At 52.7% G+C, this 12,307-nt stretch carries 15 protein-coding genes; 4 read left to right on the top strand and 11 right to left on the bottom strand.

What is annotated here, in order from left to right:
* Positions 1-109 precede the first annotated feature (109 nt).
* Both sseA and timP read left to right on the top strand, forming a co-directional pair.
* Positions 110-955, top strand: a complete 846-nt coding sequence (sseA, locus tag C3D30_RS07240) for a 3-mercaptopyruvate sulfurtransferase (RefSeq protein ID WP_000108603.1) — start codon at positions 110-112, stop codon at positions 953-955.
* A gap of 342 nt (positions 956-1,297) precedes the next feature.
* Positions 1,298-1,423, top strand: a complete 126-nt coding sequence (timP, locus tag C3D30_RS20715) for a small toxic inner membrane protein TimP (RefSeq protein ID WP_286131878.1) — start codon at positions 1,298-1,300, stop codon at positions 1,421-1,423.
* Positions 1,424-1,454: 31 nt separating this feature from the next.
* Here the strand turns inward: timP and sseB are convergent, their stop codons facing one another.
* The 11 genes from sseB to trmJ all read right to left on the bottom strand — a co-directional run bounded on the left by sseB (position 1,455) and on the right by trmJ (position 10,325).
* Complete coding sequence (sseB, locus tag C3D30_RS07235; protein ID WP_105286668.1) at positions 1,455-2,231, bottom strand: enhanced serine sensitivity protein SseB; 777 nt, start codon at positions 2,229-2,231, stop codon at positions 1,455-1,457.
* Between the two features lie 142 nt (positions 2,232-2,373).
* Complete coding sequence (gene pepB / locus C3D30_RS07230; protein WP_105286667.1) at positions 2,374-3,657, bottom strand: aminopeptidase PepB; 1,284 nt, start codon at positions 3,655-3,657, stop codon at positions 2,374-2,376.
* A 58-nt stretch (positions 3,658-3,715) separates the two neighbouring features.
* A complete protein-coding gene (gene iscX / locus C3D30_RS07225) occupies positions 3,716-3,916 on the bottom strand; it encodes a Fe-S cluster assembly protein IscX (protein ID WP_000523616.1) in 201 nt (66 codons plus the stop codon).
* Between the two features lie 11 nt (positions 3,917-3,927).
* A complete protein-coding gene (gene fdx, locus C3D30_RS07220) occupies positions 3,928-4,263 on the bottom strand; it encodes an ISC system 2Fe-2S type ferredoxin (protein WP_001124469.1) in 336 nt (111 codons plus the stop codon).
* Between the two features lies 1 nt (position 4,264).
* Positions 4,265-6,115, bottom strand: a complete 1,851-nt coding sequence (gene hscA, locus C3D30_RS07215; protein WP_001196613.1) for a Fe-S protein assembly chaperone HscA — start codon at positions 6,113-6,115, stop codon at positions 4,265-4,267.
* Positions 6,116-6,131: 16 nt separating this feature from the next.
* Positions 6,132-6,647 carry a co-chaperone HscB gene (gene hscB, locus C3D30_RS07210; RefSeq protein ID WP_000384413.1) on the bottom strand — a complete coding sequence of 172 codons (516 nt, stop codon included), beginning with the start codon at positions 6,645-6,647 and terminating at the stop codon, positions 6,132-6,134.
* Positions 6,648-6,742: 95 nt separating this feature from the next.
* Positions 6,743-7,066 (bottom strand): iron-sulfur cluster assembly protein IscA, encoded by a 324-nt coding sequence (gene iscA, locus C3D30_RS07205; RefSeq protein ID WP_000028953.1) that lies wholly within the window; start codon positions 7,064-7,066, stop codon positions 6,743-6,745.
* A 16-nt stretch (positions 7,067-7,082) separates the two neighbouring features.
* Positions 7,083-7,469, bottom strand: coding sequence for a Fe-S cluster assembly scaffold IscU (gene iscU / locus C3D30_RS07200; RefSeq protein ID WP_000331707.1), 387 nt, complete (start codon positions 7,467-7,469; stop codon positions 7,083-7,085).
* A gap of 27 nt (positions 7,470-7,496) precedes the next feature.
* A complete protein-coding gene (gene iscS, locus C3D30_RS07195) occupies positions 7,497-8,711 on the bottom strand; it encodes a cysteine desulfurase (protein ID WP_001295373.1) in 1,215 nt (404 codons plus the stop codon).
* Between the two features lie 115 nt (positions 8,712-8,826).
* Entirely contained in the window at positions 8,827-9,315 is a 489-nt protein-coding gene (gene iscR, locus C3D30_RS07190; protein ID WP_001241355.1) for a Fe-S cluster assembly transcriptional regulator IscR, read from the bottom strand.
* A 269-nt stretch (positions 9,316-9,584) separates the two neighbouring features.
* Entirely contained in the window at positions 9,585-10,325 is a 741-nt protein-coding gene (gene trmJ / locus C3D30_RS07185) for a tRNA (cytosine(32)/uridine(32)-2'-O)-methyltransferase TrmJ (RefSeq protein WP_000940022.1), read from the bottom strand.
* A gap of 118 nt (positions 10,326-10,443) precedes the next feature.
* Between trmJ and suhB the strand changes: the two genes are divergently transcribed.
* Positions 10,444-11,247, top strand: coding sequence for an inositol-1-monophosphatase (gene suhB / locus C3D30_RS07180; protein ID WP_000553455.1), 804 nt, complete (start codon positions 10,444-10,446; stop codon positions 11,245-11,247).
* Between the two features lie 144 nt (positions 11,248-11,391).
* Positions 11,392-12,252, top strand: a complete 861-nt coding sequence (locus tag C3D30_RS07175) for an alpha/beta hydrolase (protein ID WP_016158788.1) — start codon at positions 11,392-11,394, stop codon at positions 12,250-12,252.
* Positions 12,253-12,307 lie beyond the last annotated feature (55 nt).

Raw genomic sequence — 12,307 nt, 5'->3', positions numbered from 1 at the left:
GAATTTTGGTGATAAATGTGGCTCAGGCAGCCAAATCAGCCTCTTTTGCTTGTCGCTTTTCACTAAACGTCCGACAATTTAGCCTACCCCGGCAAAAATGGAGATGCCTATGTCCACGACATGGTTTGTAGGAGCCGACTGGCTCGCCGAACATATTGATGATCCTGAAATTCAGATTATTGATGCCCGCATGGCACCGCCCGGACAGGAAGATCGTAACGTTGCCCAGGAGTATCTCAATGGGCATATCCCCGGCGCAGTATTTTTCGATATCGAAGCTCTTTCCGATCACACCTCCCCGCTTCCGCACATGCTGCCGCGCCCGGAAACGTTCGCCGTAGCGATGCGTGAACTGGGCGTTAATCAGGACAAACATCTGATTGTCTATGACGAAGGTAATCTTTTCTCAGCCCCGCGAGCATGGTGGATGCTGCGCACCTTTGGCGTGGAGAAAGTGTCGATTCTTGGCGGTGGACTGGCGGGCTGGCAGCGTGATGACCTACTGTTAGAAGAAGGCGAAGTGGAGCTGCCAGAAGGAGAGTTTAACACCGCCTTTAACCCGGAAGCCGTGGTGAAAGTAACCGATGTATTGCTGGCAAGCCATGAAAAAACGGCACAAATTATTGATGCCCGTCCGGCTGCGCGTTTTAACGCTGAAATTGATGAACCTCGCCCTGGTTTACGTCGCGGGCATATTCCTGGTGCGCTGAATGTTCCGTGGACAGAACTGGTGCGTGAAGGTGAACTGAAAACGACAGATGAACTCGATGCGATATTTTTTGGTTACGGTATCAGCTATGACAAACCGATCATTGTCAGCTGTGGCTCTGGTGTAACGGCCGCCGTTGTGTTGCTGGCACTTGCTACGCTGGATGTGCCAAACGTGAAACTGTACGACGGCGCATGGAGTGAATGGGGCGCGCGAGCAGATTTACCGGTTGAGCCAGTGAAATAAGCTTTTTACAGGCAACAAAAAACCGCCGAATTTGGCGGTTTTTTGTTGCTGGTCTGGTTCGCGGCCTTTCCAGCTGGTTGACTTGTGTTGCCGGAGCAACGCAGGCACCCCACAGTGTTGAAATATTCTCTTTTATGCCTGGCCATGTCAAGATAATAAATAGAGTAATTATTCAAACATGAGGGTATTATTCTTGACGGCCCTTTTCGCCGTCTCGCAAACGGGCGCTGGCTTTAGGAAAGGATGTTCCATGACCGTAAATGCAGGTACCCCACAGTGCTTGCTATCGCGGCAATATCGCCAGTGGTGCTGTCGTGATGCGGTCTTCGCATGGACCGCACAATGAAGATACGGTGCTTTTGTATCGTACTTATTGTTTCTGGTGCGCTGTTTTCCCTGGTAAATAATAACCGGAATCTCTCTGGTAATAATTTACTGGTGGCTCACAACCTTCAGAACAGCAAGTAAGCCCGAATGCCGCCCTTTTGGGCGGCATATTTTAGATTATCCGATTCTGTTTAAAATCACGCAGAAACCCACCCCAGCGACGTTCATAGAATGGCGCAATATGTTCGGTAATAAAGTGGCTAATTCCTTTTTCCCCTTTTTTCACCTGGCAAATATCAATAGGTTCATCGCCTGGTAATGTATCGGTCGCTACACTTCCCGTCGCCTGAATAATTTCTTCGATATCACCATCGGCTTCAATGCCAATAAGCAGATTAGGCTGTGCCTCTTCGTTCTCTTTAATTGAACAAATAAAAGCGCGCTTCACCGGCTTAATAGTTTTAAATAAGGTAGTGAGTGAATCAATCATTTGTGCTGGCGGCTCTGCGACTTCCGATAATATCAGCGATTCGCCGCCTTCCAGTACTTCCTGACTGCTCAGCGGATTACCCTCTTCACCGATCAGCAAACTGATTTCACGCGGCATAAATTCTTTACCGGTAGGCAGTTTGGCATTAAGGAAAAGCGTTTCGCCAAGGGTCATCTCAAACAATGTGCGAACGGGCATTACGACAAATGCCTGTTCGCCGTCAACCGCCTGTTGAAGTGCTTCTAACGAGGTGAAAAAAGGAATGACGCTGGTGCCGTCTTCTTTTTCCCAATGTTGTAAATCAAGCGCGCTATCTTCAACCACAGCCTCGCCCTGCGCCGCTGTACCTGGCACCCAGACGGTGGATTCCAGTAGAGTACGGAAAAAAGCCGGACGATGCGCCGGTTCGGTTGCTGCTTTTTCCAGCAGGTCTTCAAGTTCGTTTTTTGTTTCGGACATAAGAACCACAATTCATTCAACGTTCGGGGCGGAAGTGCCTGATGCGCTACGCTTATCAGGCCTACAAAGGAATCGCAATTTGTTGAATTTGCAATACTTTGTAGGCTGGATAAGGCGTTTATGCCGCATCCGGCATAAACGATTACGCCGTTAACAGATTAGCAATCGTGCGCACACCCAGCCCGGTCGCGCCCGCAGACCACTGTTCAACCGGCGCTTTACGGTAAGTCGCCGAACAATCTATATGCAACCAGCCTTGCTGATAGTTCTCAACAAAGTGCGACAGGAAGCCCGCCGCCGTGCTCGCGCCTGCCGGATACGCCGCGCTTCCGGTGTTGTTCAGTTCAGCAAAGTTTGACGGCAACTGGCTGCGGTGGAATTCTGCCAGCGGCAGACGCCAGAATGGTTCGTTCTCTTGCGCGGCACTCGCCAGCAAACGCCCTGCCAGCGCATCGTCAAAACTAAACAGCGCGTGATAATCATTACCCAGCGCGGTTTTCGCCGCTCCGGTCAAGGTCGCGGCATCAATAATCAGTTCTGGTTTCTGCGCACTGGCGTCAATCAGGCCATCTGCCAGCACCAGGCGCCCTTCCGCATCGGTGTTCATCACTTCGACTTTTTTACCGTTGCGATAGGTGATGATATCGCCCAGCTTGAACGCGTTGCCGCTGATCAGGTTATCCGCACAGCAGAGGAAAAGCTTCACGCGCTTGTTCAGACCGCGAGTGATGGCAAATGCCAGCGCCCCGGTAACCGTTGCCGCACCGCCCATATCGGACTTCATCGAATCCATAAACGCAGTCTGTTTGATGCTGTAGCCGCCGGAATCAAAGGTGATACCTTTACCTACCAGGCACGCGTACACCGGCGCTTCTTTATCGCCAGTTGGGTTGTAATCCAGCGACAGCAATACTGGAGAACGTTCTGAACCGCGCCCGACGGTGTGCAGCCCCATATAGCCTTGTTCGCGTAGATCTTCGCCTTTGGTGATCCGGTAAGTCACACGATCGCCCGCGACGTTGCTGATCAGATCAACAGCACGCTGTGCCAGTTGCGATGGCCCCAGTTCTTCCGCCGGTGCGTTGATGGTGTCACGCACCCAGTCGATGATCATCAGGCGGTTATCCAGCTCCTGACGTTGAACATCGTCCAGATCCGGCCACTCCACTTTACGCGTGCCTTTCGGGGCTTTGTAACCTTGCCAGAATGCCCAGCAACGATCCGCATCCCAGCCTTCACCGCTTAGCTGAACATGTTTGATGCCCAGACCGTCAATCTTGCGCGCCGCACGCTGGATCAGCCCCAGATCGTCCGCCCCGTTCAAATGCAGGGTAATGCCATCATTATTAATGCTGTAAGTCGCTTTTTCTCCCCAGCGCGCGTCGGCAGGCTGGGTCGAGAGGGTAATTTTCATCGCTTCTGTCATTTTAGTTATCCTTATTTGTTTAACAGCAAAACGGGCCACCCCCAGGCAGCCCGTTTATTCACTCAGCTTCGTCCAGCCAGACTAACAAAATCGCTTCGAGGATTTTCTCGTTAGATGCCTGCGGGTCGTCGTCGAAATCTTCCAGATCGCAAATCCACTGATGCATATCGGTGAATCGAACCGTTTTCGGGTCGAGATCGGGATACGCATCGTACAGTGCTTCGCCAATTTCGCGGCTATCGGTCCACTTAAGTCCCATACTAACCTCTGTTAATGCTCACGCGCATGGTTGATAGTGTAACGCGGAATTTCGACCACTAAATCTTCGTCAGTGACGCGCGCCTGGCAGCTTAAACGGCTTTCCGGCTCCAGCCCCCAGGCTTTGTCCAGCATGTCGTCTTCCTGCTCTGAGCTTTCCGGCAGCGAGTCAAAACCTTCACGCACGATGCAGTGGCAGGTGGTGCAGGCACATGATTTTTCACAGGCGTGTTCAATCTCGATACCGTTACGCAACGCAGCATCAAGAATGGTTTCACCGCTATTAGCTTCCAGAACAGCGCCATCAGGGCAGAGATCCTGATGAGGCAAAATAACAATCTTTGGCATATTAAACCTCGTCCACGGAATGGCCTTTCAGCGCACGACGAACCGACTGGTCCATGCGGCGAGCGGCGAAATCCTGGGTTTGTTTGTCTACGTTTTTAATCGCTTGTTCGATGGCATCAACGTCATCGCCCTGCGCCACTTCACTCAGATGAGCGGCAGCATCGTCAATGACCTGACGCTCTGCGGCGCTTAACAGCGCGGCATCAGCAGCCAGCGCACCGTGCAGACTTTCCAGTACGCGTGCCGCTTCGACTTTTTGTTCTGCCAGCATACGGGCTTTTACGTCCTGCTCGGCATAGCTCATTGAGTCTTTGATCATTGAGGCGATTTCGCTGTCAGTCAGACCATAAGACGGTTTGACCTGAATAGACGCCTCAACGCCGGTCGATTTTTCCATCGCCGTCACGCTCAAAAGACCGTCGGCATCGACCTGGAACGTTACGCGAATATGCGCGCCGCCAGCCGGTAACGCCGGGATACCACGCAGCGCAAAACGCGCCAGCGAACGGCAGTCCTGCACCAGTTCACGCTCACCCTGCATAACATGGATAGACATCGCTGTCTGGCCATCTTTGAAAGTGGTGAAATCCTGGGCACGAGCCACCGGAATCGTGGTATTACGCGGGATCACTTTCTCCACCAGGCCGCCCATGGTTTCGAGGCCCAGCGACAGCGGGATCACATCAAGCAGCAGCATTTCGCTGTCCGGCTTGTTACCCACCAGAATATCCGCCTGAATCGCCGCGCCAATGGCCACAACTTTATCTGGGTCGATGGAAGTCAGCGGTGGACGACCGAAAAACTCGCCCACTCGTTCACGCACCAGCGGCACGCGAGTAGAACCGCCAACCATCACCACTTCCAGTACTTCATCAGCCTCTACGCCCGCGTCTTTCAACGCACGACGACAGGCCAATAAGGTACGTTTTACCAGCGGTGCGATCAGTTCGTTGAATTGTTCACGGCTGATTTCGCCCTGCCAGCCCGCGACGTTAACGGTCACAGAGTCCGCATCGCTCAGCGCGATTTTGGCTGCAATGGCGGCATCCAGCAGTTCACGCTGAACACGGTTATCGCTACGGTCAGGAATGCCCGCCTGCTCGCGAATGTAATCCGCCAGCAGATGGTCAAAGTCATCGCCGCCGAGCGCGGAATCACCGCCGGTCGCCAGCACTTCAAACACGCCGCGACTTAAGCGCAGAATGGATATATCAAAAGTCCCACCGCCAAGGTCATAAACGGCGATCACACCTTCCTGACCGGAATCCAACCCGTAGGCGATAGCCGCAGCGGTCGGTTCGTTAAGCAGGCGCAGGACGTGCAGGCCAGCCAGGCGCGCGGCATCTTTGGTGCCCTGACGCTGGGCATCGTCAAAGTACGCCGGAACGGTGATAACCACACCATCCAGCTCGCCGGCCAGGGCTTCAGTTGCCCGGGCCGCCAGTGCTTTGAGGATGTCCGCAGAAACGCGCACCGGGTTCAGCAACCCCGCCGCCGTTTCAATCATTGGCAAGCCGTTTTCGCTGGCCTGAAATTGATAAGGCAGATGCGGATAGCGTTGCTGGATATCAGCCAGCGAGCGCCCCATCAGGCGTTTAACAGAACTAATGGTGTTGGCGGTATCAAGCGCAGCGTTAGTACGCGCGTCATAACCCACCGAATGCCCTTGCTGTTGATAGTGAACAACAGACGGCAGCAGGTGACGGCCTTCATGGTCGGCTAACGTTTCGGCCTGACCGCTGCGTACTGTCGCCACCAGCGAGTTGGTTGTGCCCAGGTCGATACCGGCCGCCAGACGACGCTGATGCGGCGCAGCACTCAAACCAGGTTCACTAATTTGTAATAAGGCCATGTTTAGCTTCCAGAAATTAAAAATCGAGCAGTTTTTCTTCGAGTTGTTCGGCACTGCTTCGCAGTTTATCGAGAAAACGCAGCTTACGCACGGTATCCGCCGCCGCGTCCCACGTCTCGTTGTCTAACTGTTCAACCATCAACTGGTGACGGGTATCAAACATCTTTTTAACGCGTTTGATAAAGCTTTCCAGCCGCGCTTCGTCTTTCGCCTGTTCGATCTCGTCCAGTTCTTCGCGCAGTTCCAGCTGTTCCATCAGGAACGCGGTGTCGCGCACAGTATGCTGCTCGCTGGCGAGATCAAAACCATGCAACGAAAGCAGGTATTCTGCCCGCATCAATGGATGACGCAGCGTTTGCCATGCCTGGTTAATGGTTGCGGATTGCTGTACGGCGGCGAGTTGTTCCGCCTGGCTTCCGCTGGCGAATTTATCAGGATGATACTGACGTTGTAGATCCTGAAAACGCAGGCTCAGTGCCTGGGTATCGAGTTGATAACGGGCAGGCAAGCCAAAGAGGGTGAAGTAATCCATAACATTCTCAGGGCTGCGATCCGCCGCGATGGCGGCGAATCAGGTAAAACAAACCCCACGCGCAGGCGACCACGGTGGGGTTATCGGTATGCGCATCAGACGTGGAAGCTTTCGCCGCAACCACATTCATCTTTGACGTTCGGGTTGGTGAATTTAAACCCTTCGTTCAGGCCTTCTTTTACGAAGTCCAGTTGCGTACCGTCCAGAAATTGCAGGCTTTTTCCATCGACCACGACTTTCACGCCTTTGTCTTCAAACACGATGTCTTCCGGCGTCGGTTCGTCAACAAATTCCAGTACATAAGCCATACCTGAACACCCGGAGGTTCTCACGCCCAGACGCAGGCCAAACCCTTTACCACGGTTAGCCAGAAAGGTATTTACTCGCGCTGCTGCACTGTCGCTCAGTGTAATCGACATAACCAAACCTCAACTCTTATTTTGCTTCACGTTTGCTTTTATAGTCCGCAATGGCGGCTTTGATCGCGTCTTCTGCCAGAATAGAACAGTGAATTTTCACCGGCGGCAGTTCAAGTTCTTCAGCAATATCGGTGTTTTTAATCGCCTGTGCTTCGTCCAGAGATTTCCCTTTCACCCATTCGGTCACCAGGGAGCTGGAAGCGATAGCGGAACCGCAGCCGTAAGTTTTAAAACGCGCGTCTTCAATGATACCTTCATCGTTGACTTTAATCTGCAACTTCATCACGTCGCCACAGGCCGGTGCACCCACCATGCCGCTGCCCACGTTCTCGTCGTTGTTGTCGAAGGAACCCACGTTACGCGGATTCTCGTAATGGTCGATAACTTTTTCGCTGTAAGCCATTATAAATTCTCCTGATTCCGATACCGATTAATGATGAGCCCATTCGATGCTGTTCAGATCCACGCCCTGCTTGTACATTTCCCACAGCGGAGAAAGGTCACGCAGACGACCGATGGATTTACGAACTAACTCGATGGTGTAGTCGATCTCTTCTTCAGTAGTAAAACGACCTAAAGAGAAACGGATAGAGCTATGTGCCAGCTCGTCGTTCAGCCCCAGCGCGCGCAGCACATAGGACGGTTCGAGGCTTGCCGACGTACAGGCGGAACCTGAAGAAACCGCGAGGTCTTTCAGCGCCATAATCAGCGACTCACCTTCAACGTAGTTAAAGCTGACGTTGAGAATGTTCGGCGCACCATGTTCCAGGTCACCGTTCAGGTAAACTTCTTCGATATCTTTGATGCCGTTCCACAGACGGTTACGCAGACCGCGCAGACGTTCCATCTCGGTCGCCATCTCTTCTTTTGCGATGCGATAGGCTTCGCCCATACCGACGATCTGGTGAACAGGCAGAGTACCGGAACGCATACCGCGCTCGTGACCGCCGCCGTGCATTTGAGCTTCAATGCGTACGCGCGGTTTACGACGCACATACAGCGCACCGATACCTTTCGGGCCATAGATTTTGTGACCGGAGAAAGACATCAGGTCAACTTTCAACTGGCTCAGGTCGATAGGCAGTTTGCCCACGCTCTGGGTTGCATCAACGTGATAGATAATGCCGCGAGCACGGCACATTTCGCCGATAGCCGCGATATCCTGTACCACGCCGATTTCGTTATTTACGTGCATGATAGAAACGAGGATGGTGTCGTCACGCATCGCTGCTTCAAGTTCTTTCAGGTCGATAATGCCGTTACGCTGCGGTGCCAGGTAAGTGACTTCAAAACCTTCGCGCTCCAGCTGACGGCAGGTGTCCAGTACCGCTTTGTGTTCGGTTTTGCTGGTGATGATGTGCTTGCCTTTTTTCTGATAAAAGTTGGCTGCACCTTTGATTGCCAGGTTGTCAGATTCGGTTGCACCAGAGGTAAAAACGATTTCACGCGGGTCAGCACCGACCAGATCGGCAATCTGATTACGGGCGATATCTACGGCTTCTTCAGCCTGCCAGCCGAAACGGTGAGAACGGGAGGCCGGGTTACCAAAGGTTCCGTCCATCGTCATAAACTGCATCATTTTCTCGGCAACACGCGGGTCCACCGGCGTGGTTGCGGAGTAGTCGAGATAAATCGGTAATTTCATTGCTCTATAAACTCCGTACATCACTCAATGCAAGGAATCAGGCTACCGGCTGGATGTACGACCGTGTTTACGGAGCGCGATACGCCCCGGCCTGATTCTGAATACTTTTTATCTTTTATGCGCGCAACTTAACGTCGATCGCGTCTTGTGTGCGGCTGCGTGGCGCGTCGTGAGTATGCTGACGACCAGACACATCCAGCACTTCCTGGTTATTAACCAGTTCGCCTAAAGTAATGTTGTTGAGAAAACCGGTGAGACGGTCGCTCAAATCACGCCACAGCGCGTGGGTCAGGCATTTATCGCCGCCCTGGCAGCCGCCTTTACCCTGACAACGGGTGGCATCTACAGATTCGTCAACGGCGCTAATCACTTCGCCAACGGCGATGCTGCTGGCATCTTTGCCCAACAGATAACCACCGCCAGGTCCACGTACGCTGGAAACCAGACCATTTTTACGCAGACGGGAAAACAGTTGTTCCAGATAGGAAAGGGAAATTCCCTGACGTTCGGAAATATCAGCCAACGGTACCGGGCCTGCTTCGGAGTTGAGCGCAACGTCCAGCATTGCGGTCACGGCATAGCGCCCTTTAGATGTCAGTCTCATGTCTTACTTCACCTCAAACTCGCCCCTGCCCGGGGTTTTTTATTGTAAAAGTGGGGGTATTGCATAGCAGGGTCAAGTCTGACATTCCCGAGTAATTTGGTCAACTATTTACTTGACTGATTTAGTCGGGTATTTAACCTTCAGTGCCATTTTTTATCGTGGCGTTTGTACCTGTTATCGGATGCGGCGTGAACGCCTTATCCGACCTGGGGTTCTGTACACTTCCAGGCCTGATAAGACGCGATAAGCGTCGCATCAGGCAACGACTGTTATTCAGCCTTGTTACCTTTATTCTGCTGCTCAATGGAAGCCAGAATCCCGCGCAGGATATTCAACTCCTGGCTTTCCGGGCGCGCACGGGTAAACAGACGGCGCAATTTATTCATCACCTGCCCCGGATGGTTTTCACGAATAAAGCCGGTTGCCAGCAGCGTTTGCTCCAGATGACCGTAAAAACGCTCAAGATCATCGACCAGCGGATACGGCGTCTCTTCATACTCAACCTGCTCGCCGTTTTCCTGAGTCGCCAGCCAGGCCATGCGCACTTCATACGCAATAACCTGAACCGCCATCGCCAGGTTCAGCGAGCTGTATTCCGGGTTAGCGGCAATCGCGACATGATAATGGCATTTCTGCAACTCTTCATTGGTCAAGCCGACGCGCTCGCGACCAAAAACCAGCGCCACCGGGGTATTTGCCGCTTCAGCGACGCTTTTCAGACCGCATTCGCGCGGGTCGAGCATCGGCCACGGCAGCGTGCGGGAGCGTGCGCTGGTGCCAACCACCAGGCTACAACCGGCTAACGCTTCGTCGAGCGTATCGACGATGTGAGCATTACCAATCACATCGCTGGCTCCCGCCGCCAGCGCGATGGCCTGAGAGTCAGGTTTCACCAGTGGATTAACCAACCACAGATTGGTTAATCCCATTGTTTTCATGGCACGGGCAACAGAACCCATATTGCCGGTGTGTGACGTCTCCACCAGCACAATTCGAATATTTTGCAGCATTGTCTTTCTTCGTCTAAAGATTATTCGCACATCTTATCATAAAACGAAGACAGATGCCGATCTCGCTGCTATACTCTGCGCCGTTTTCCCGTTCTTTAACATCCAGTGAGAGAGACCGATGCATCCGATGCTGAACATCGCCGTGCGCGCAGCGCGCAAGGCGGGTAATTTAATTGCCAAAAACTATGAAACCCCGGACGCTGTAGAAGCGAGCCAGAAAGGCAGCAACGATTTCGTGACCAACGTAGATAAAGCTGCCGAAGCGGTGATTATCGACACGATTCGTAAATCTTACCCGCAGCACACCATCATCACCGAAGAAAGCGGTGAACTTGAAGGTACTGATCAGGATGTTCAATGGGTTATCGATCCACTGGATGGCACTACCAACTTTATCAAACGTCTGCCGCACTTCGCGGTATCTATCGCTGTTCGTATCAAAGGCCGCACCGAAGTTGCTGTGGTTTACGATCCTATGCGTAACGAACTGTTCACCGCGACTCGCGGTCAGGGCGCACAGCTGAACGGCTATCGTCTGCGCGGCAGCACCGCTCGCGATCTCGACGGTACTATTCTGGCGACCGGTTTCCCTTTCAAAGCGAAACAGTACGCAACCACCTACATCAATATCGTTGGCAAACTGTTTAGCGAATGCGCTGACTTCCGTCGTACCGGTTCTGCGGCGCTGGATCTGGCTTACGTAGCCGCTGGTCGCGTTGACGGTTTCTTCGAAATTGGTCTGCGCCCGTGGGACTTCGCCGCAGGCGAACTGCTGGTTCGTGAAGCAGGCGGTATCGTCAGCGATTTCACCGGTGGTCATAACTACATGCTGACCGGTAACATCGTTGCCGGTAACCCACGCGTAGTAAAAGCCATGCTGTCAAATATGCGTGACGAGTTAAGCGACGCTCTGAAGCGTTAATGACTCTGGCGGGTGATATCACTCACCCGCCCTCGCCTTTCAGGCGCTATTCCGAAATACTTCCTCACCGCTTTACTTTCTTTCGCCGCTCTCCCACCATCTTTCCCCGATTAATGGATTATAAAGAAGTCGCAAGGAAAGGTTATGGCACTGCCAGTGAACAAACGCGTTCTCAAAATTCTGTTTATCCTCTTTGTTGTTGCCTTCTGCATTTATTTAGTACCGCGCGTTGCCATCAACTTCTTCTATTACCCTGACGACAAAATTTACGGTCCCGAACCCTGGTCTGCAGAATCCGTCGAATTTACGGCTAAGGACGGTACTCGTCTGCAAGGCTGGTTTATCCCCTCTGCGACGGGTTCCGCTGACAACGCCATCGCAACCATCATTCATGCTCACGGCAATGCCGGAAACATGTCCGCCCACTGGCCGCTGGTCAGTTGGTTACCCGAGCGCAATTTCAATGTTTTTATGTTTGACTATCGCGGGTTTGGTAAATCAAAAGGCACGCCGTCCCAGGCTGGATTACTGGACGATACGCTAAGCGCCATCAGCGTGGTGCGCCATCGCAGTGATGTAAACCCACAACGGCTGGTGCTGTTCGGGCAAAGTATTGGAGGGGCGAATATTCTTGATGTTATTGGTCAGGGAGGTAGTGAAGGCATACGTGCGGTGATCCTCGACTCCACATTTGCCTCTTATGCGACCATCGCCAACCAGATGATCCCTGGCAGTGGCTACTTACTTGATGAGAGTTATAGCGGCGAAAATTACATCGCCAGCGTCAGCCCGATCCCGCTTTTACTGATTCACGGTAAAGCCGATCACGTTATCCCGTGGCAGCACAGTGAAAAGTTATATGCTCTGGCGAAAGAGCCAAAACGCCTGATTCTGATCCCTGACGGCGAACACATTGATGCCTTTTCCGATCGTCATGGTGATGTTTATCGTGAGCAGATGGTGGATTTTATCCTCAGTGCGTTGAATCCCGGGAATTCCCCCTAAGAATAAAACAGCAATAAATCACATTAAGACATGGTATTAAACTGGTCATATCCGT

The sequence above is a fragment of the Escherichia sp. MOD1-EC5433 genome (genome assembly GCF_002966005.1).
Classification (GTDB): domain Bacteria; phylum Pseudomonadota; class Gammaproteobacteria; order Enterobacterales; family Enterobacteriaceae; genus Escherichia; species Escherichia ruysiae.
The sequence above is the reverse complement of the archived record's forward strand: the minus strand, read 5'-3'. Positions and strand labels throughout refer to the sequence as shown.

Coding starts and splice junctions, on each gene's coding strand:
- sseA (WP_000108603.1), top strand. CDS start 110: ATGTCCACGACATGGTTTGTAGGAGCCGACTGGCTCGCCGAACATATT.
- timP (WP_286131878.1), top strand. CDS start 1,298: ATGAAGATACGGTGCTTTTGTATCGTACTTATTGTTTCTGGTGCGCTG.
- sseB (WP_105286668.1), bottom strand. CDS start 2,231: ATGTCCGAAACAAAAAACGAACTTGAAGACCTGCTGGAAAAAGCAGCA.
- pepB (WP_105286667.1), bottom strand. CDS start 3,657: ATGACAGAAGCGATGAAAATTACCCTCTCGACCCAGCCTGCCGACGCG.
- iscX (WP_000523616.1), bottom strand. CDS start 3,916: ATGGGACTTAAGTGGACCGATAGCCGCGAAATTGGCGAAGCACTGTAC.
- fdx (WP_001124469.1), bottom strand. CDS start 4,263: ATGCCAAAGATTGTTATTTTGCCTCATCAGGATCTCTGCCCTGATGGC.
- hscA (WP_001196613.1), bottom strand. CDS start 6,115: ATGGCCTTATTACAAATTAGTGAACCTGGTTTGAGTGCTGCGCCGCAT.
- hscB (WP_000384413.1), bottom strand. CDS start 6,647: ATGGATTACTTCACCCTCTTTGGCTTGCCTGCCCGTTATCAACTCGAT.
- iscA (WP_000028953.1), bottom strand. CDS start 7,066: ATGTCGATTACACTGAGCGACAGTGCAGCAGCGCGAGTAAATACCTTT.
- iscU (WP_000331707.1), bottom strand. CDS start 7,469: ATGGCTTACAGCGAAAAAGTTATCGACCATTACGAGAATCCGCGTAAC.
- iscS (WP_001295373.1), bottom strand. CDS start 8,711: ATGAAATTACCGATTTATCTCGACTACTCCGCAACCACGCCGGTGGAC.
- iscR (WP_001241355.1), bottom strand. CDS start 9,315: ATGAGACTGACATCTAAAGGGCGCTATGCCGTGACCGCAATGCTGGAC.
- trmJ (WP_000940022.1), bottom strand. CDS start 10,325: ATGCTGCAAAATATTCGAATTGTGCTGGTGGAGACGTCACACACCGGC.
- suhB (WP_000553455.1), top strand. CDS start 10,444: ATGCATCCGATGCTGAACATCGCCGTGCGCGCAGCGCGCAAGGCGGGT.
- C3D30_RS07175 (WP_016158788.1), top strand. CDS start 11,392: ATGGCACTGCCAGTGAACAAACGCGTTCTCAAAATTCTGTTTATCCTC.